This window comes from Paraburkholderia sp. BL21I4N1, assembly GCF_002973525.1.
Taxonomy (GTDB): domain Bacteria; phylum Pseudomonadota; class Gammaproteobacteria; order Burkholderiales; family Burkholderiaceae; genus Paraburkholderia.
Genome location: NZ_PVEN01000017.1, coordinates 139,871 through 157,174 on the forward strand (window position 1 = coordinate 139,871; position 17,304 = coordinate 157,174).

The window sequence follows — 17,304 nt, forward strand, 5'->3', positions numbered from 1 at the left end:
CGCGGCATCGAACGCGATGTCAACGCGCGACGCCCCGCGCACGGGCGGGTTCTTCAGGTGGCATTGTACTTCGGCGGATGGGCGGGACGGCAGGGGCTGTCCGTTCGGCCAGGGTCGCTTCGGGCGCTCAGAGCCAGTCGGCCACACCGCCGTGCCGCGAACAGGTGCCGCTGCGGTGGCGGCTGAAACTGTAGGTGCCGTCGCGGCAGCGTGCGCTCGCCCCTTCGGGCGCCTTGCCGGACAGCGAGTGGGCTGGCGCGTGGACGGTGTTGCCGTCGCGATTCGTGTAGGTGTTGTGATTGCTGAGGTTCGCTTCGTCGGGCGTCGTGCCGGGCGGCACATAGGCGAACGCGGACGACATGCTGAGCAGCAGCAACGCGGCGACCGCCGCGCCACGACGAAGGTTTCGATTGAAGGCGATGCCTTGCATGGTCTCTCAAGTCGTTGTTATGTCGGCCGCGCCTGAATGCGCGACCGTGCTCGCGGCAAGCCGAAGCTCAGTTCGCGCGCCGTCCCGTTGCCGGATCGAAGAAGTGCAGATGCTGCGCGGGCAGCGCCACTTGCAGCGCTTCGCCCGCGGCGGGCCGATGCGCATGCGGCAAGCGCACGGTGACATCGTGCTTGCCCCAGCGACCGTGCGCGAGATTGTCCGCGCCGAGCAGTTCGCAGGAGTCGACCGTGAGCGTGGCGTGCGCGGCATTCGCGGCGCCCGGCGTCATGTGCTCCGGCCGGATGCCTAGCGTCCACTCGCGGCCGGCCGCGACTTCCCGGCCGATCGACGGCACGTCCGTCAGCGGCAGTTTCGGGCCGTTGCCGGCCACTTCGAACGCCAAACCGTCGTCCGAGACCCGCCCGTCCAGCAGGTTCATGCCCGGCGAACCGATAAAGCTCGCGACGAACACCGTGGCTGGCCGCTCGTAGACTTCGGTCGGCGCGCCGATCTGCTCGGCGTGGCCCTTGTTCATCACGATCACGCGTTGCGCCAGCGTCATCGCTTCGATCTGATCGTGCGTCACGTACAGGCTGGTCGTGGCGAGGCGTGCATGCAGCCGCTGGATTTCGAGCCGCATCTGCACGCGCAAACGCGCGTCGAGGTTCGATAGCGGTTCGTCGAACAGAAACACCGCGGGTTCGCGCACGATCGCGCGGCCCATCGCCACCCGTTGCCGCTGACCGCCCGACAGCTCGCGCGGTTTGCGTTGCAGCAAGGGTTCGAGTTCGAGAATCTGCGCGGCCGCCTGCACGCGCTTCGTAATCTGCGCCCGCTCGACACCCGCGATCTTCAACGCGTAGCCCATGTTTTCGGCCACGCTCATATGCGGGTACAACGCGTAGTTCTGGAACACCATCGCGATGTTGCGGTCCTTCGGCTCCAGTTCGTTGACGACCTTGCCGGCAATCGAAATGCTGCCGTCGGAGATGCGTTCCAGTCCCGCGACCATCCGCAGCAACGTGGATTTGCCGCAGCCGGACGGGCCGACCATCACGACGAATTCGCCGTCGGCGACGTCGACGTCGATGCCGTGCAGCACGAACTGTTTGCCGTCGTAGGTTTTTTTAACGCCTTGCAGAGTCAGTGCAGCCATGCCGTTTTAACCTTTCGTTGCTTGCCGCGTAGCGCGCGGAGTTATTCCGGTGTTGTCGATTGTCATGCCGTGAGCCGTGCGGCTCACTTTTCCGTATCCACGAGCCCGCGCACGAACCAGCGCTGCATGGTCAGCACGACCGCGAGCGGCGGCAGGATCGCGAGCAGCGTGGCTGTCATCACGAGATGCCATTCGGTCGCGGTGTCGCCGGACGCGATCATGCTCTTGATGCCGACCACCGCCGTGGTCAGCGATTGCTGGCTCGAGATCAGGATCGGCCACAGATACTGATTCCAGCCGTAAATGAAAGTGATGACGAAGAGCGCCGCCATGTTCGTCTTCGACAGCGGCAGGACCACGTCCCAGAAGAAGCGCATCGCGCCGGCGCCGTCGATGCGCGCCGCTTCCATCAACTCGTCCGGCAGCGTCATGAAGAACTGGCGGAACAGGAAGGTCGCGGTGGCCGACGCGATCAGCGGCAGCGTCAAACCGCTGTACGTGTTGCCCAGATGCATCGACGTGACGACCTGCACGGTCGGGAAGATCCGCACTTCGACCGGCAGCATCAGCGTGATGAAGATCAGCCAGAACGCGAGATTGCGAAACGGAAAGCGGAAGAACACGATCGCGTAGGCGGATATCATCGACACGGAAATCTTGCCGATCGCAATTGCCAGCGCCATCACGAGGCTGTTCAGCAGCATGCGGCCGAACGGCGCGGCCGCGTTGCCGCTGCCGTGCGACCAGACGGTCGCGATGTTCTCGAACAGATGCGTGCTCGGCACCAGAGAAAGCGGCACGCTGAACACTTCGTGCTCGCTCATGGTCGCCGCGCAGAACGCGACGTACACCGGAAACACCACCAGCACGACGCCCAGAAGCAGCACCGCATGGCAGAAGAGGTCGAAACCGCGGCGGTTCTCGATCATGAGTATTGAACCTTGCGTTCGATAAAGCGGAATTGCACGACCGTCAGCGCGACGACGATCATCATCAGAATCACCGACTGCGCGCCCGAACTGCCGATGTCGAGTCCCTGGAAGCCTTCGGCGAAGATCTTGTAGATCAGCGTACGGGTGGCTTGCGCGGGGCCGCCGCCGGTGGCCGCGTCGATCACCGGGAAGGTGTCGAAGAACGCGTAGGTGATGTTGATCACCAGCAGGAAGAAGCTGGTCGGCGACAGCAGCGGCAGCGCAATGCCGAAGAAACGCCGCACCGGACCTGCGCCGTCGATCGCAGCCGCTTCGATCAGCGAACGCGGAATCGCCTGCAAGCCGGCGTAGAAGAACAGGAAGTTGTAGCTGACCTGCTGCCAGACGGAAGCCAGCACGACCAGAAACATGGCCTGGCCCGCGTTCAGCGCGTGATTCCAGACCATGCCGTATTTCGCGAGCGCGTAAGTGACGAGGCCGATGCTCGGATTGAACAGGAACGACCACAGCACGGCGGCGATCGCGGGCGCGACCGCATACGGCCAGATCAGCAGCGTTCGGTAGATCTTCGCGCCGCGCACCACGCGGTCCGCGCAGACTGCCAGCAGCAGCGAGATCACCAGCCCCGACACGGTGACGAGCGCGCAAAAAATCAGCGTCGTATAGAACGACGACAGATAGAGCGGATCGGCGAACAGTTGCTTGAAGTTCGCGAGCCCGACGAATTCGCTCGACGTGCCGAACGCGTCCTGACTCTGCGTGGATTGCCACAGCGCCTCGCCGGCTGGCCACAGGAAGAACAGCAGTGTGATCGCGAGTTGCGGCGCGACGAGCAGATAGGGCAGCAGGCTGGTGCCGAAGCTGGAGCGCTTTTCCATCGAATCTTCCCAAGTTTCCGCAGTGACGGCAGGTTCCGGCGCGGACGCACCGGAACCTGGCTCGCGTGGCTACTTAGCGCGCACGAGCCTGTTGCTACTTAATTGCCGGCTTTCTCGAAGCGGCGCAGCAGTTCATCGCCACGCGACACGGACGAGTCGAGCGCCTGTTGCGGCGTCTTCTTGTCGGCCCAGACCTGCTCGAGTTCTTCGTCGATCACGGTGCGGATCTGCGGCATGTTGCCCAGACGCAGGCCCTTCGTGTACGGCAGCGGCGGCTTGTTGAGCATCTGCTTGATCGCGGTGTCGCTGCCCGGGTTTTTCTCGTAGAAACCTTGCTGCTGCGTCAACTGATACGCGGCCGTGGTGACCGGCAGGTAGCCGGTATCCTGGTGCCACTTCGCGGCAACCGGCGCCGACGACAGATACGCGAGGAACTTCGCCACGCCCTTGTACGTTGCCGCATCCTTGCCCGACAACACCCACAGACTCGCTCCGCCGATGATCGCGTTCTGCGGCGCGCCCTTCACGCTCGCGTCGTAGGGCATCATGCCGGTGCCGAAATTGAACTTCGCGTACTTCTTGATGGTGGCGAGCGATCCCGACGAATTCGTGATGATCCCGCAGTCGCCGCTATAGAACTTCGACACCGGTTCGTCCTTGCGGCCGACATAGGTGAAGGTGCCTTCCTTCTGCATGTTCTGCAGGAACTGGATGTGCGCGACCTGCAGCGGCTTGTTGAATTCGAGCTGGGCGTCCGCGCCGTCGAAGCCGTTGTTCTTCGACGCGAACGGCGCGCCATGCCACGCGCTGTAGTTCTCGAGCTGAATCCAGCTCTGCCAGCCCGACGAGTAACCACACGCCATGCCCGACGCTTTCAGCTTCTGCGCGTCGGTTTGCAGTTCGGCCCAGGTTTTCGGCGGCTGGTTCGGATCAAGGCCCGCTTTCTTGAAGGCGTCCTTGTTGTAGTACAGCACCGGCGTCGAGCTGTTGAACGGCATCGAGATCAGCTCGCCGGTCCTGGCGTCGCTGTAATAGCTGGCGATGGTCGGTACGAAGGCCTTCACGTCGAGCGGCACGCCGGCCTGCTTGAATACGTCCGAGACCGGGATCACGGCCTTTTTGGCCTGCATCATCGTGGCGGTACCGACTTCGTAGACCTGCAGGATCGCGGGCGCATTGCCGGCGCGATACGCGGCGATGCCGGCGGCGAGCGTCTGGTCGTAGGAGCCTTTGAAGACCGGCACGATCTTGTAGTCGCTTTGCGACGCGTTGAAGGCGTTGGCGATATCGTTCAGACGTTCGCCCAACGCGGCTTCCATGCCGTGCCAGAACTGGATTTCGGTCGCGGCCTGGGCCGCCTGGCTGACGCCGACGCTCAACACGGCGGCTACGGAAAGCGTACGGAACAGCGGCTTCAAACTCATCGATGTGTCTCCTGTCGACCCGAGTCGGCGCTTTAGCGCTTACTCGGGTCCCATGCAAGATCCTTGCGGATCGGAACGGGTACGGTTGCGAATCGCGCGATTCTAGTTGTATTCGATGACAGCCCGGCGTCGGTGCCCGGGCGGCGTGGCGCGCGCCTGACGGGCGCCGACTGCGGCAATTTAACATCGGCTGTCACGAAACGGAAACATGGGCGTCTGAACGTCGTTTTGCGTGCGGTCAACGCACAGTCACGGGCGCTGGACGGGGCCGCCGCTGCGTTGGCATGATGGCTGGCGAAATGGGAGCGTGTTTTGCGCAACGGCAGGCACGCCTGCGTCATGCGATTTTTTTAATCAGGATTCCAGATGCTTGATTTAGTGCGGCGAGTGGTGGGCGGTTCGATCCTGGCTCTCGTCCTGGCGGGCTGTTCGCTGGCGTCGGGTAATGCCGGCGACGGCACGCAGTTCACGGCGTTGCCTCTCGTCATCGCCCACCGCGGCGGCACCGGCGACGCGCCGGAAAATACGCTGGAGGCGATCCGACTGTCGGTCGAGCATCGTGCCGACGTGATGTGGCTGTCGGTGCAATTGAGCAAAGATGGCGTGCCGGTTCTATATCGGCCGGCGGATCTGTCGGCGTTAACCGACGCGAAAGGACCGGTGTCGGACTACACCGCGGCTGAACTCTCGCGGGTGAATGCCGGTTGGAGCTTCCGTCTGGGCGACGCCTATCCGTATCGCGATCGTCCAGCCGGCATTCCCACGCTGCGCGCGGCATTGCGCGCCGTGCCGCCAGCCATGCCGGTGATCCTCGATATGAAGGCGCTGCCCGCGGACATGCAGACGCAAGCGGTGGCGCGTGTGCTCGATGACGAACAGGCGTGGTCGCGAGTGTCGATCTACTCGACCGAAGCAGACTATCAACAGACGTTCGCGGCGTATCCGCAGGCCAAACTGTTCGAATCGCGCGACGCCACACGTGGGCGACTCGTGCGCGTGTTGCTGAACCAAGGCTGCGTGGATGCGCCGGCCGAACATGCAATGAGCGCGTTCGAATTGCATCGGGCGTTGACAGTGGTGGAGAAGTTCACGCTGGGAGAAGGGCAGTCGGAGGTGCAGGCCACGTTGTGGACGCCGGCAACCGTCGCGTGTTTCCGGCAGAAACCCGACGTGCGCATCGTCGCAATAGCGGTGAACGACGCGGATGATTATCGGACGGCCGCGTGCCTCGGGATCGACGCGGTGCTGGCGGATTCGCCTTCAAGGATGGTGCCGCTCAAGGAAGGGGCTGTGCTGCCGCTGCGGTGTGAACAGGCTGCCGCGGCGGGCGGGCAGTAAGGCATCAGGTATTTGGGCGCGTGGTCAGAGCTCCGAATACTTCGTCGCCGTCCCTTTGGACTTCTCCACCGGGTAACGCGCTTCGTTCAACGCCACTTTTTCCATGGCGGCGTCGACCAGATCGAAGCCCGCCGTGTGGGCGACCAGCATCAGGTAAATGAGCACGTCCGCGCATTCATGCTCCAGATGCTTTTTGCGCTTCGGGTCGAGCAGCAACGCATCCACCTCGGAATCGGTTTTCCACTGAATCGTCTCCAGCAGCTCGCCGGCCTCGATGCTGGTCGACACGATCAGGTTGCGTAGCGTGTGGAACTGTTTCCAGTCGCGGGCCTCGCGGAACGCAAGCACCCGTTCGAGCAGATCGCTGCTGGTCATGGTTTGACTCTCCGTTGCTGAAAAAGAAAAAGCCCGCTATTCACGGGCTTTGACGAGCTTTAGCGGGGGCAGTGAGATCGCAATAGATCTGCGAGGCTTGCCGAACCTTAAACGTTGAAGAGGAAGTTCATCACGTCGCCGTCATGCACGACGTATTCCTTCCCTTCCGCGCGCATCTTGCCGGCTTCTTTCGCGCCTTGCTCACCCTTGAAGGCGATGAAGTCATTGAACGCGATGGTCTGCGCCCGGATGAAGCCGCGCTCGAAGTCAGTATGGATCGCGCCCGCTGCCTGTGGTGCGGTGTCGCCGATATGGATCGTCCAGGCGCGCACTTCCTTCACGCCGGCCGTGAAGTACGTCTGCAGACCCAGCAGCTTGAACGCCGCGCGAATCACGCGGTTAAGGCCCGGTTCTTCCATGCCCATGTCGGCGAGGAACACCGTCATGTCGGCTTCGTCGAGGTCGGCGATTTCCGCTTCGATCGCCGCGCACACTGCCACGACCGGCGCGTTTTCCGCTGCCGCGAACTTCGTGACCGCGTCCAGATGCGGGTTGTTCTCGAAACCGTCGTCTTTTACGTTCGCCACGTACATGGTCGGCTTCGCGGTGATCAGGCAGAACGGCTTGAGCGTCGCTTTTTCTTCGTCCGACAGATCGAGCGCGCGCACCGGCTTGGCCTGATCGAGTTGCGCGCGGACCTTTTCGAGCACCGCGGCGTTCTTGATCGCTTCCTTGTCGTTACCCGACTTGGCCGCTTTGGAATAGCGCGACAGGGCTTTTTCGACGGTGGCGAGGTCGGCAAGCGCCAGTTCGGTGTTGATCACTTCGATGTCCGACAGCGGGTCGACCTTGTTCGCGACGTGAATCACGTTGTCGTCTTCGAAGCAGCGCACCACGTGCGTGATCGCGTCGGTTTCGCGGATGTTCGCGAGGAACTGGTTGCCAAGGCCTTCGCCCTTGCTCGCGCCGGCCACCAGGCCGGCGATGTCGACGAACTCCACCACCGCCGGCAGGATGCGCTCCGGCTTGACGATTTCAGCGAGCGCCTTCAGACGCGCGTCCGGCACTTCGACGATGCCGACGTTCGGCTCGATCGTGCAGAACGGATAATTTTCGGCGGCGATGCCCGCCTTGGTCAGCGCGTTGAACAGGGTGGACTTGCCGACGTTAGGCAGGCCGACGATGCCGCATTTGAGGCTCATGGAAATCCTTCAGTGATTCAGTAGGTTGCGTGATGCGCTCGACGCTGTGTGCAGGAGTCGAAAAGCCTTCGCGTTTGGCGTGGCGGCGGACCGCAGCGGAGCGGGACAAGACACCGGGTCGGGCAGGGCCTCGACGGTCCCGGGCGAGTCTCGTCACGGAAAGCGCAATTGTAACCCGTCCGGATCGGCTTCCTAAGAAGCGCGCGGCAAACCTAAAGCTGCCAGGAAATGTGCGGAAACGAGCGCCTACCCGTAGAAACGCCACAGGGCTCATTCGTCGGAACATTGTAAGATGACTGTCCGGGGCCGCTAGAGCCCTTTCCGAGAAAGCATGATGAAAATAACAACATATCTGAGATGGGGCGCGGGCATCGCGCTCGCGGCGGGCGTCGTCGTCTGGTTACTGCCTAATTACGACGAGGCGCAGGCCGCCACCGACCGTCAGACGGTCAACTGCATGACGAACGCACTCACGCTCGACGATAAGCGCCGCATTGCCGAATTCGCCGATACGAACGACTTCGACTCGCTGTGGCGCGTCTATGACCGCGTGTACCCGGATTGCATGGTGCGGGGCGACCAGCGCGACCGTAAGCGCGAGTTGGTGTCGAGCGCCTGGCGGGTGTTGTCGTCCGACCGCGACTTCATGCTGCTGCGCGAATCGCATGCGGCACATGCCGCGCAAGGGCACTAGCGGACCAATCCGCGAAGACCTTGTTCCGGGCCAATATGCCGCGCGTCTCGATCCGTCCCCCGCAACCCCCGCGGCTATAATGCGCGCATGAACGCACACCACCAGACCTTTGATGTCGCCGTGATCGGCGGCGGGCTCGTCGGCAAGACCGCGGCGTTGGCGCTGACGCAAGGCGGGCTGCGCGTGGCGCTGCTCGCGCAGCCCTGCGCGGCCTTGCCGGCCGGCGCTGTATTCGACTCGCGCGTCTACGCGTTGTCGTCGAGTTCGCAGGCGCTGCTGGAGCGCTTGCGGGTCTGGCAGGCGCTCGATCTGGGCCGCCTCGGGCCGGTCTACGACATGCGCGTTTATGGCGATGCGCACGCCGAACTGCATTTCTCCGCCTTCCAGGCGTCGGTGCCGCAACTGGCGTGGATCGTCGAGTCGTCGGTGATCGAGCGCGCGTTAGATGCGGCGCTGCGCTTCCAGCCGAATCTCACATGGATCGACACGCGCGCGCAGGCGCTGGACTTTAGCGTCGACAGCGCCAGCGTCGGCCTCGCCAACGGCAATGTGCTCGAAGCCGATCTGGTGGTCGGTGCGGACGGCGCGCATTCATGGGTACGCGCGCAGATCAACTCGAAGATGACGCGCCGCGACTACAAACAGACCGGCGTTGTCGCGAACTTCAAGGCCGAAAAGCCACACGGCGAAACGGCCTACCAATGGTTCAAGGACGGCGAGATCGTCGCGCTGCTGCCCATGCCCGACGGCCATGTGTCGCTCGTCTGGTCGGCACGCACCGAACACGCGGAAAAGCTGGTCGCGCTCGACCCGGCGCAACTCGCCGCCGAAGTAGAACGCGTGACCGGTGGCCAGTTCGGCGCGCTCGAATGCGTGACGCCCGCGCAGGGTTTCCCGCTCGCGCTGCAAACGGTCGACCGGCTGGTCGCGCCGCGCGTCGCGCTGGTCGGCGACGCCGCGCATCTGATTCATCCGCTGGCGGGCCAGGGGATGAACCTCGGCTTGCGCGACGTTGCGGCGCTCGCCGATACCGTCGCCGGCAAGGAATCGTTCCGCGATCTCGGCGACATGGTGCTATTGCGCCGTTACGAACGCGCCCGTCGCGAAGACATTCGCGCGTTGATGATGGCCACCGACGGCCTGCAAAAGCTCTTTTCCGCACCCGGCCCGTTCGCCAAGGTGCTGCGCAATACCGGCATGGCGTTCGTCGGCGCGCAGCCGTTTATCAAACGGTGGCTGGTGTCGGCCGCGCTGGGCTAAAGCGTGCCGCCCGGCCCGCCTCGGCTGGCGAGACGGGTATCATGAACGGATGGGCGCCGTTCCGGTCAGACCGGGACCACCGCAAAACGCGCATCAAGCGCGAATGAACCAGGAATTCAGCATGAAAAAGACCTTCCGCGTGGCGGCCGCCGCGCTTGCCATCGCCGCGATCACGCTCGGCTGCTCGGCGCAGGCCGATCAAACCACCGACAAACTCAAGGCCACGCTGCAAACGCGTCTGGCCGACGTGACGATCAAGAGCGTGACGAAGTCGCCGATCGCCGGCATTTACGAAATCAACCTTGGCACGCAGATCGTCTATAGCGATGCGAACGGCGATTACCTGCTGCTCGGCGACATGGTCGACGCGAAGACCCGCAAGAATCTGACCGAAGCGCGTCTGTCGGAAACCAACCGCATCGATTTCGCGAGCCTGCCGTTCGCGAACGCGGTGAAGGTCGTGAAGGGCAATGGGTCGCGCAAGATCGCCGTGTTCTCGGATCCGAACTGCCCGTACTGCAAGCAACTCGAAACCACGCTCAAGTCGATCGATAACGTGACCGTGTACACGTTCCTGTACCCGGTGCTGTCGCCGGATTCGACCGCCAAGTCCAAGTCGATCTGGTGCTCGACGGATCGCGCCAAGGCCTGGGAATCGTGGATGCAGGACCATCAGGCGCCGACCGCCGCCGGCACCTGCGACACCGCCGCGATCGACAAGAACCTCGCGCTCGGTCACGCCATGAACGTGGACGGTACGCCGACCGTGTTCCTCGCAGACGGCCGCCGTCTGCCCGGCGCAGTGCCGGCGGACCGGCTCGACAAGGAAATGTCCGCGGTGCATTGAGCCGCACGCAGCTTGAACAGACAAAGAAGCAAGGAGGCGCGCAGTGCGCCTCCTTTCACATTCAGTCCCCCACATCCCCGCCTCACACTCTCCTAATCGCCGCCGATGAAGCCGATCCGCTACACCATCGTTCCCAAGCAACCCGCCGCCCATCTGTTCGAAGTCACCGTGACCGTCGCCGATCCCGATCCGGCCGGCCAGCGTTTCATGCTGCCGGTGTGGATTCCGGGTAGCTACATGGTGCGCGAGTTCGCGCGCAACATCGTCACGCTGCGCGCCGTCAACGAAGCCGGTCGCAAGGTGCGCGTCGAGAAGACCGACAAGCACACCTGGCAGGCGGCGCCGATCAAAGGCGCGCTGACGCTGCGCTACGAGGTGTATGCATGGGATCTGTCGGTGCGGGCCGCGCATCTGGACGACACGACGGGTTTCTTCAACGGCACCAGCGTGTTTTTGGCGCCGCTCGGTCATGAAGAAGCGCAATGCGTGGTCGATATCCAGAAACCGGACGGTGCCGCGTATCGCAACTGGCGCGTCGCGACCGCGTTGCCGGAGGCGCGCGGCACCAAGCGTTACAGCTTCGGCGAATATCGCGCGCAGAACTACGATGAGCTGATCGATCACCCCGTGACGCTGGGTGAATTCGCGCTGGCCACGTTCGAGGCGCATGGCGTGCCCCACGACGTCGTGATTGCCGGGCGCGTGATCGGGCTGGACATGGCGCGGTTGTCCGCCGACCTGAAACGTATCTGCGAAGCGCAAATCGCGTTGTTCGAGCCGAAGTCGAAGAAAGCGCCGATGGACCGCTACGTGTTCATGACCCAGGCCGTCACCGATGGTTATGGCGGACTGGAACATCGCGCTTCGACCGCGCTGATCTGCAATCGTGGCGATTTGCCGGTGCAAGGACGCGACGCGCTCAGCGAAGGCTACCGGACCTACCTCGGCCTGTGCAGTCACGAGTATTTCCACACCTGGAACGTGAAGCGCATCAAGCCGGCGGTGTTCGCGCCGTACGACCTGAAAGAAGAGAACTACACGTCGCTGCTGTGGCTGTTTGAGGGCTTTACGTCGTACTACGACGATCTGATCCTCGTGCGCAGCGGCCTGATTTCGCCGGACGACTATTTCGGCCTGCTCGGCAAGGTGGTGGGCGGTGTGCTGCGCGGCAGCGGGCGCTTGAAGCAGACCGTCGCCGAAAGCTCGTTCGACGCGTGGGTCAAGTACTACCGCCAGGATGAGAACGCGCCGAACGCGATCGTCAGCTATTACACCAAGGGCTCGCTGGTCGCGCTCGCATTCGATCTGACGATCCGCGCGCAGACCAATAACCGCAAATCGCTCGACGACGTGATGCGTCTGCTGTGGCAACGCTTCGGCCGCGACTTTTATCGCGGCAAGCCGGTCGGCGTCGAAGAAAGCGAGGTCGAAGCGCTGTTCGTGGAAGCGACCGGCACGCAACTCGGCGAGCTGTTCGCCGAGGCTGTCCACGGCACGCGCGATTTACCGCTCGACACGCTGCTCGCGTCGTTCGGCGTCACGCTCGCGCCTGAACTCGACAAGAACGCTCGGCCGTCGCTCGGCGCGCGCTTGCGCGGCGGCGCGGATTGCACGCTGGCGGCGGTGCATGAAGGCAGCGCCGCGCAGAAAGCGGGGCTCTCGGCCGGCGACGTGCTGATCGCGCTCGACGGCCTGCGCGTGACCGGCTCGAATCTTGACGGCCTGCTGTCGCGCTATCAGCCGGGCGCGAAAGTCGAGGTCCACGCCTTCCGCCGCGACGAACTGCGCACCACGCAAGTCAAGCTGGACGGGCCGGAGCCGGCACGCTACAAGCTTGCGGTCAGCGACAAAGGGACCACCACGCGCAAGGCCCGCGAGCGCTGGCTCGCAAGCTGATCGTAATAGTCTCAGCTATTAATCAACGCCCGAGGGCGGCGGATTGTTCTATCAGTGCAACAATCCGTCGCTGCCGGATGGCTTTTTCTCGGGGTGGTAAAAAAACACAATGACTCCACTCGCGCAAAACTGCGCGCCCCTACTGGAGTCACCGACATGACCACGATCCTGCAAATCAACTCGGCAGCCCGTTCGCAAGGCGCGAACTCGACGCTTCTCGTCAACGAACTGACCGCCAAGCTGCAACAATCGAATCCGGGCGCGCAAGTCGTCGTCCGCAATCTGCAAGCTGAGCCGCTGCCGCACCTGGACGACGCCGTTCTCGGCGCGTTCTTCACGCCGGCAGACCAACGCACCGCCGAGCAAGCTGAAATCGCCGCCCGCAGCGAAGCGCTGATCGCCGAACTGCAAGCCGCCGACATCGTCGTGATCGGCGCACCGATGTACAACTTCGGTATCTCGTCGCAACTCAAGACGTACTTCGACTTCATCGCACGCGCCGGCATCACGTTCCAGTACACGGCGAACGGTCCGGAAGGCCTCGTGAAGGGCAAGAAGGTTCACGTCGTGTCGGCACGCGGCGGCAAGTATCTGGGCACGCCGAACGACAGCCAAACGCCGTATCTGAAGGCTTTCCTGGGTTTCCTCGGCATGACCGACGTGAACTTCATCTACGCCGAAGGCCTGAACATGGGTCCGGACGCAGCGACCGCCGCGCTGGCTTCGGCGCGCGAAGCGATTGCTGCCGTGTAAGAGGGTTGAGTCGCACTGCCTCGATGCGGTGCGCCGCGCGTTGCAGTACGGGACGCGATGAAAAAACGCCACGGAGTCGAAGCCGTGGCGTTTTTGTTTTTCCGTTCGATGCGCCGATGCGCTTGTTGCCTCTATGCCAGCATCTGCGCTTCGTCCGGTAAGCGCCAGTCGATCGTCGCACGGCTGTGCCGCGCGAGATACTCGTTCGCCTTCGCAAAATGCCCACAGCCGAGAAAGCCACGATGAGCCGACAGCGGCGACGGATGTGGCGCTTCCAGCACATAGTGCGATTTGCCGCCGAGCAGCGCGCGCTTGGCTTGCGCGTGCGCACCCCACAGCATGAACACGAGGCCGTCATGACGCATGGCGAGTTCGTGGATCAGCGTGTCCGTGCACTTTTCCCAGCCACGTTTCGCGTGACTCGCCGCGGCGTCGCGCTCGACGGTCAACACCGTGTTCAGCAGCAACACGCCTTGCCTCGCCCACGTGTCGAGACAACCGTGACGCGGCGTTTCGTGGCCAAGGCTCGCGGCAATTTCCTTGAAGATGTTGCGCAGCGATGGCGGAATGCGGACGTTCGGCGCCACCGAAAACGCCAATCCGTGCGCTTGCGGCGTGCCACGGTCTTCGCCGTGATACGGGTCCTGACCGAGGATCACGACTTTCACTTCGTCGGGACTCGTCAGGCGCAGCGCGCGGAATACGTCGGCGGGATAAACGGTTTTGCCTGCCGCGCGTTCACCGTCGACGAAACGGCACAGCGGTGCGTAAGCATCGCTCTCGATGAACGGCTCGAGATGCGCGCGCCAGGCCGGGGGCAGGGCGGCGAATTGGGCCTCGAGGGTTGGCGGTGCGGCGGTAGCGGAAGATGAATGGGTGTCGGCGCCGGCTTGCGCGGGCGCGGCGTCGCTGAAAAGCGAAGCCTGTGACGAATCGGGACGGGGACGGGAAGCGGAGGTCATGGCGGGGAAGTGTCGCAGCAAACGAGGCGTTGCTCAATCCTCTCGCAACTGATATCCGCGTTGGGCCTTGCTCACGTTATCCGGCGTCAACCCGGCGATTGCTTTACCGAGCTCGGCCGCCAGCACATTCAAGGCGGCCTCGCGACCCGACTTCAGTTCGAGTTCGACCTCGGAGATCGGCGCGCGACGCGTTTCGCCGTTCACGTCGGCGATCACGTCGCCTTGATCGATCGCGGCTTCGACCGTCGCGCCGTCCAGCTCGATATGCCACAGCGTGCGCGTGAAGTCCGTGCGAAATAGCTGAACCAGTTCAGACGCCGCCTGACGCACCGCCTCAGCCGCAGCCGGCTCATCACACTCGCGCAGCAACGTGTCGATTTCCAGCTTTTCGCCCGCTACCGGCATTTCCCACTCGTGCCGGCTGTGCAAACCGTCCTTCGCTTCGCCCACCGTCTTGAAGGTTTGCAGCCAGCCGTCCGGCGTGTGACGCAGACGTAGCGCGCTTTTCGACTTCGCCAACGTCAATGCTGGCGTATCGAAGTAAATATTCGCCAGCTTGACGTCGCGTCCCTCGGTGCCCGTGCGCGCGACGAACCACTGCGTCGCCGCGTGCACCTGGTCAGCCGGCAGCGCCAGCTTGATTTCGCGTTCCATGCCCATGATCTGCTTTGCTCCGTGTACAGCCGTGCCGCGTGTCGACTTTGGCGCTCAGAAAAACATCCGCGCAAGTTCCACACCCGGCTCGTCCGCGCGCATGAACGCCTCGCCGACGAGGAACGTGTGCACGTCCATCGCGCGCAGCCGCTCGACGTCGGCACGCGACAGAATGCCCGACTCCGTGACGACGATCCGGTCGTCCGGAATCGCTTCGAGCATGCCGATGGTCGTCTCGATCGACGTTTCGAACGTGCGCAGATTGCGATTGTTGACGCCGATCAGCGGCGTTTTCAGCGTGAGCGCTTCCATCAGCTCCTTACTGTCGTGCACTTCGACCAGCACGGCCAGATTCAGCGAATGCGCGAGCGCTTCGAGGTCTTGCATCTGCGACGTTTCGAGCGCGGCGGCGATCAGCAGGATCGCGTCGGCGCCCATCGCGCGGGCTTCGACGATCTGATACGGATCGACGATGAAATCCTTGCGCAACACGGGCAGTTTGCAGGCCGCGCGCGCTTCTTCGAGATACGCGACGCTGCCCTTGAAGAATTGCACGTCGGTCAGCACCGACAGGCACGCCGCGCCGTGCTGTTCATACGATCGCGCGATCTCGGCGGGCACGAAGTGTTCGCGCAGCACGCCTTTCGACGGGCTCGCCTTCTTCACTTCGGCGATCACCGCGGCGAGACCCGCCGTGTGCTTCGCGCGCAATGCGCCGACGAAATCGCGGATATCGCGCGACGCCGCTTCGAGGCGCAGTTCTTCGAGCGACGCGCTTTGCTGCGCCGCACGGACTTCTTCGCGTTTGATCGCGATGATTTGGTCGAGAATGTCGCTCATCAGTGTCTCGCTACGTGATTAATGCTTGAATTGCTGGGTGAAGCGGACCAGGTCGTCGACCTTCGCACGCGCTTTGCCGCTCGCGATCGCTTCGCGTGCCAGCTGAATGCCGTCCGCAATCGATGCCGCCACGTTCGCCGCATACAGCGCCGTGCCCGCGTTCAGCGTGACGATTTCGCGTGCGACGCCCGGCGTGTTGTCGAGCGCTTCGAGCAGCATCGCTTTCGATTCGCTCGCGTCCGCCACTTTCAGCGTGCGGTTCGACACCATCTGCAGGCCGAAGTCTTCCGGATGAATTTCGTACTCGTGGATCTGGCCGTCGCGCAACTCGCCGACCTGCGTCGCCGCGCCGAGCGACACTTCGTCCATGCCGTCCATGCCGTACACCACCAGCACGTGCTTCGCGCCGAGGCGCTGCATGACGCGCACCTGAATCCCAACCAGGTCGCCGTGGAACACGCCCATCAGCTGATTCGGCGCGCCTGCCGGATTGGTCAGCGGGCCGAGAATGTTGAACAGCGTGCGTACGCCGAGTTCACGGCGCACCGGCGCGATGTTCTTCATGGCCGGATGATGGTTCGGCGCGAACATGAAGCCCATGCCGGTTTCCGCGATCGACGCCGCCACCTGTTCCGGCTGCAGATCGATATTCACGCCGAGCGCTTCGAGCACGTCCGCGCTGCCCGACTTGCTCGACACGCCGCGTCCGCCGTGCTTCGCGACTTTCGCGCCGGCCGCGGCCGTGACGAACATGGTCGCCGTGGAAATATTGAAGGTTTGCGAACCGTCGCCGCCGGTCCCGACGATATCGACGAAGTTCGAGTTGTCCGGCAAATCGACATGCCGGGCAAATTCACGCATCACCGTGGCGGCCGCGGTGATTTCGCCGATGGTCTCTTTTTTTACGCGCAAGCCGGTAATGATCGCCGCCGACATCACGGGCGACAGTTCGCCGCGCATGATGAGGCGCATCAGATGCAGCATTTCGTCGTGGAAAATCTCGCGGTGCTCGATGGTCCGTTGCAGCGCTTCCTGGGGCGTAATCGACATGATTTCGTCTCTCTTCATCAGGCGCGTTGAGCGGACGCGAGTTTCGACTGCTTCACGAAGTTTTCGAGTAGCGCGTGGCCGTGTTCGGACAGGATCGATTCCGGATGGAATTGCACGCCTTCCACCGCCAGTTCCTTGTGACGCACGCCCATGATCTCGCCGTCTTCGGTCCATGCCGACACTTCGAGGCAATCGGGCAGCGATTCGCGTTCGATCGCGAGCGAGTGGTAGCGGGTCACCACGAAGTGCTTCGGCAGGTCGGCGAACACGCCTTTGCAATCGGTTTCGATCGTGCTGACCTTGCCGTGCATGATGGTCTGCGCGCGCACCACGCGGCCGCCGAACGCTTCGCCAATCGCCTGATGGCCGAGGCACACGCCGAGAATCGGCGTCTTGCCGGCGAATTCGCGCAGCACGTCGAGCGTGATGCCGGCGTGTTGCGGATTGCTCGGGCCGGGCGACAGGCAGATGCGCTCGGGGTTGAGCTTCGCGATTTCGTCCAGCGTGATTTCGTCGTTGCGGTAGGTGCGTACGTCTTCGCCGAGTTCGCCGAAGTACTGCACCAGGTTGTAGGTGAACGAATCGTAGTTGTCGATCATGAGCAGCATGGTGT

At 63.3% G+C, this 17,304-nt stretch carries 18 protein-coding genes; 6 read left to right on the forward strand and 12 right to left on the reverse strand.

Translation table 11 applies throughout. From position 1 onward, the window contains the following. Positions 1 to 127: 127 nt before the first annotated feature. From B0G83_RS31115 to ugpB, 5 genes are all read right to left on the reverse strand, one after another. The gene (locus B0G83_RS31115) at positions 128 to 430 is read right to left on the reverse strand and encodes a DUF3761 domain-containing protein (RefSeq protein WP_105511176.1); all 303 of its coding nucleotides are present in this window, start codon (positions 428 to 430) and stop codon (positions 128 to 130) included. Between the two features lie 67 nt (positions 431 to 497). Next, positions 498 to 1,586, reverse strand: coding sequence for a sn-glycerol-3-phosphate import ATP-binding protein UgpC (locus B0G83_RS31120; RefSeq protein WP_105511177.1), 1,089 nt, complete (start codon positions 1,584 to 1,586; stop codon positions 498 to 500). Between the two features lie 83 nt (positions 1,587 to 1,669). Next, on the reverse strand, positions 1,670 to 2,515 hold the full coding sequence (gene ugpE, locus B0G83_RS31125; protein ID WP_105511178.1) for a sn-glycerol-3-phosphate ABC transporter permease UgpE: 846 nt from the start codon (positions 2,513 to 2,515) through the stop codon (positions 1,670 to 1,672). Next, complete coding sequence (gene ugpA / locus B0G83_RS31130) at positions 2,512 to 3,396, reverse strand: sn-glycerol-3-phosphate ABC transporter permease UgpA (RefSeq protein ID WP_105511179.1); 885 nt, start codon at positions 3,394 to 3,396, stop codon at positions 2,512 to 2,514. Before ugpA ends, ugpE begins: the two co-directional genes overlap by 4 nt. 98 nt (positions 3,397 to 3,494) lie before the next feature. After that, positions 3,495 to 4,820, reverse strand: a complete 1,326-nt coding sequence (gene ugpB, locus B0G83_RS31135) for a sn-glycerol-3-phosphate ABC transporter substrate-binding protein UgpB (protein ID WP_105511180.1) — start codon at positions 4,818 to 4,820, stop codon at positions 3,495 to 3,497. A gap of 366 nt (positions 4,821 to 5,186) precedes the next feature. Here ugpB and B0G83_RS31140 point away from each other — a divergent pair, with 366 nt between their 5' ends. Further along, complete coding sequence (locus B0G83_RS31140) at positions 5,187 to 6,158, forward strand: glycerophosphodiester phosphodiesterase family protein (protein WP_105511181.1); 972 nt, start codon at positions 5,187 to 5,189, stop codon at positions 6,156 to 6,158. 24 nt (positions 6,159 to 6,182) lie between these two features. Here the strand turns inward: B0G83_RS31140 and B0G83_RS31145 are convergent, their stop codons facing one another. Both B0G83_RS31145 and ychF read right to left on the reverse strand, forming a co-directional pair. After that, positions 6,183 to 6,533: a nucleotide pyrophosphohydrolase gene (locus tag B0G83_RS31145; protein ID WP_105511182.1), complete on the reverse strand. Its 351-nt coding sequence runs from the start codon at positions 6,531 to 6,533 to the stop codon at positions 6,183 to 6,185. Positions 6,534 to 6,640: 107 nt separating this feature from the next. Then, the gene (gene ychF, locus B0G83_RS31150) at positions 6,641 to 7,735 is read right to left on the reverse strand and encodes a redox-regulated ATPase YchF (RefSeq protein ID WP_105511183.1); all 1,095 of its coding nucleotides are present in this window, start codon (positions 7,733 to 7,735) and stop codon (positions 6,641 to 6,643) included. Positions 7,736 to 8,066: 331 nt separating this feature from the next. Here ychF and B0G83_RS31155 point away from each other — a divergent pair, with 331 nt between their 5' ends. The 5 genes from B0G83_RS31155 to B0G83_RS31175 all read left to right on the forward strand — a co-directional run bounded on the left by B0G83_RS31155 (position 8,067) and on the right by B0G83_RS31175 (position 13,185). Continuing rightward, positions 8,067 to 8,429: a hypothetical protein gene (locus B0G83_RS31155; protein ID WP_258168396.1), complete on the forward strand. Its 363-nt coding sequence runs from the start codon at positions 8,067 to 8,069 to the stop codon at positions 8,427 to 8,429. 87 nt (positions 8,430 to 8,516) lie between these two features. Further along, the gene (locus tag B0G83_RS31160; RefSeq protein WP_105511184.1) at positions 8,517 to 9,689 is read left to right on the forward strand and encodes a UbiH/UbiF family hydroxylase; all 1,173 of its coding nucleotides are present in this window, start codon (positions 8,517 to 8,519) and stop codon (positions 9,687 to 9,689) included. A 121-nt stretch (positions 9,690 to 9,810) separates the two neighbouring features. Further along, positions 9,811 to 10,536, forward strand: coding sequence for a DsbC family protein (locus B0G83_RS31165; RefSeq protein ID WP_035562643.1), 726 nt, complete (start codon positions 9,811 to 9,813; stop codon positions 10,534 to 10,536). A gap of 105 nt (positions 10,537 to 10,641) precedes the next feature. Further along, on the forward strand, positions 10,642 to 12,432 hold the full coding sequence (locus B0G83_RS31170) for a M61 family metallopeptidase (protein WP_105511185.1): 1,791 nt from the start codon (positions 10,642 to 10,644) through the stop codon (positions 12,430 to 12,432). Between the two features lie 156 nt (positions 12,433 to 12,588). Further along, positions 12,589 to 13,185, forward strand: coding sequence for an FMN-dependent NADH-azoreductase (locus B0G83_RS31175; RefSeq protein ID WP_105511186.1), 597 nt, complete (start codon positions 12,589 to 12,591; stop codon positions 13,183 to 13,185). 131 nt (positions 13,186 to 13,316) lie between these two features. Here B0G83_RS31175 and B0G83_RS31180 read toward each other — a convergent pair whose 3' ends face one another. Genes B0G83_RS31180 through B0G83_RS31200 form a run of 5 tightly spaced genes read right to left on the reverse strand, consistent with a single transcriptional unit; the run spans position 13,317 to position 17,299 of the window. After that, the gene (locus tag B0G83_RS31180; protein ID WP_105511187.1) at positions 13,317 to 14,147 is read right to left on the reverse strand and encodes a uracil-DNA glycosylase; all 831 of its coding nucleotides are present in this window, start codon (positions 14,145 to 14,147) and stop codon (positions 13,317 to 13,319) included. Between the two features lie 33 nt (positions 14,148 to 14,180). Further along, positions 14,181 to 14,807, reverse strand: a complete 627-nt coding sequence (locus B0G83_RS31185) for a CYTH domain-containing protein (RefSeq protein WP_105511188.1) — start codon at positions 14,805 to 14,807, stop codon at positions 14,181 to 14,183. Positions 14,808 to 14,855: 48 nt separating this feature from the next. Continuing rightward, positions 14,856 to 15,641, reverse strand: coding sequence for an indole-3-glycerol phosphate synthase TrpC (gene trpC, locus B0G83_RS31190; RefSeq protein WP_105511189.1), 786 nt, complete (start codon positions 15,639 to 15,641; stop codon positions 14,856 to 14,858). An 18-nt stretch (positions 15,642 to 15,659) separates the two neighbouring features. After that, complete coding sequence (trpD, locus tag B0G83_RS31195; protein WP_105511207.1) at positions 15,660 to 16,691, reverse strand: anthranilate phosphoribosyltransferase; 1,032 nt, start codon at positions 16,689 to 16,691, stop codon at positions 15,660 to 15,662. A gap of 17 nt (positions 16,692 to 16,708) precedes the next feature. Then, a complete protein-coding gene (locus B0G83_RS31200; protein WP_105511190.1) occupies positions 16,709 to 17,299 on the reverse strand; it encodes an aminodeoxychorismate/anthranilate synthase component II in 591 nt (196 codons plus the stop codon). Between the last annotated feature and the right edge of the window lie 5 nt (positions 17,300 to 17,304).

Coding starts and splice junctions, on each gene's coding strand:
- B0G83_RS31115 (WP_105511176.1), bottom strand. CDS start 430: ATGCAAGGCATCGCCTTCAATCGAAACCTTCGTCGTGGCGCGGCGGTC.
- B0G83_RS31120 (WP_105511177.1), bottom strand. CDS start 1,586: ATGGCTGCACTGACTCTGCAAGGCGTTAAAAAAACCTACGACGGCAAA.
- ugpE (WP_105511178.1), bottom strand. CDS start 2,515: ATGATCGAGAACCGCCGCGGTTTCGACCTCTTCTGCCATGCGGTGCTG.
- ugpA (WP_105511179.1), bottom strand. CDS start 3,396: ATGGAAAAGCGCTCCAGCTTCGGCACCAGCCTGCTGCCCTATCTGCTC.
- ugpB (WP_105511180.1), bottom strand. CDS start 4,820: ATGAGTTTGAAGCCGCTGTTCCGTACGCTTTCCGTAGCCGCCGTGTTG.
- B0G83_RS31140 (WP_105511181.1), top strand. CDS start 5,187: ATGCTTGATTTAGTGCGGCGAGTGGTGGGCGGTTCGATCCTGGCTCTC.
- B0G83_RS31145 (WP_105511182.1), bottom strand. CDS start 6,533: ATGACCAGCAGCGATCTGCTCGAACGGGTGCTTGCGTTCCGCGAGGCC.
- ychF (WP_105511183.1), bottom strand. CDS start 7,735: ATGAGCCTCAAATGCGGCATCGTCGGCCTGCCTAACGTCGGCAAGTCC.
- B0G83_RS31155 (WP_258168396.1), top strand. CDS start 8,067: ATGATGAAAATAACAACATATCTGAGATGGGGCGCGGGCATCGCGCTC.
- B0G83_RS31160 (WP_105511184.1), top strand. CDS start 8,517: ATGAACGCACACCACCAGACCTTTGATGTCGCCGTGATCGGCGGCGGG.
- B0G83_RS31165 (WP_035562643.1), top strand. CDS start 9,811: ATGAAAAAGACCTTCCGCGTGGCGGCCGCCGCGCTTGCCATCGCCGCG.
- B0G83_RS31170 (WP_105511185.1), top strand. CDS start 10,642: ATGAAGCCGATCCGCTACACCATCGTTCCCAAGCAACCCGCCGCCCAT.
- B0G83_RS31175 (WP_105511186.1), top strand. CDS start 12,589: ATGACCACGATCCTGCAAATCAACTCGGCAGCCCGTTCGCAAGGCGCG.
- B0G83_RS31180 (WP_105511187.1), bottom strand. CDS start 14,147: ATGACCTCCGCTTCCCGTCCCCGTCCCGATTCGTCACAGGCTTCGCTT.
- B0G83_RS31185 (WP_105511188.1), bottom strand. CDS start 14,807: ATGGGCATGGAACGCGAAATCAAGCTGGCGCTGCCGGCTGACCAGGTG.
- trpC (WP_105511189.1), bottom strand. CDS start 15,641: ATGAGCGACATTCTCGACCAAATCATCGCGATCAAACGCGAAGAAGTC.
- trpD (WP_105511207.1), bottom strand. CDS start 16,691: ATGTCGATTACGCCCCAGGAAGCGCTGCAACGGACCATCGAGCACCGC.
- B0G83_RS31200 (WP_105511190.1), bottom strand. CDS start 17,299: ATGCTGCTCATGATCGACAACTACGATTCGTTCACCTACAACCTGGTG.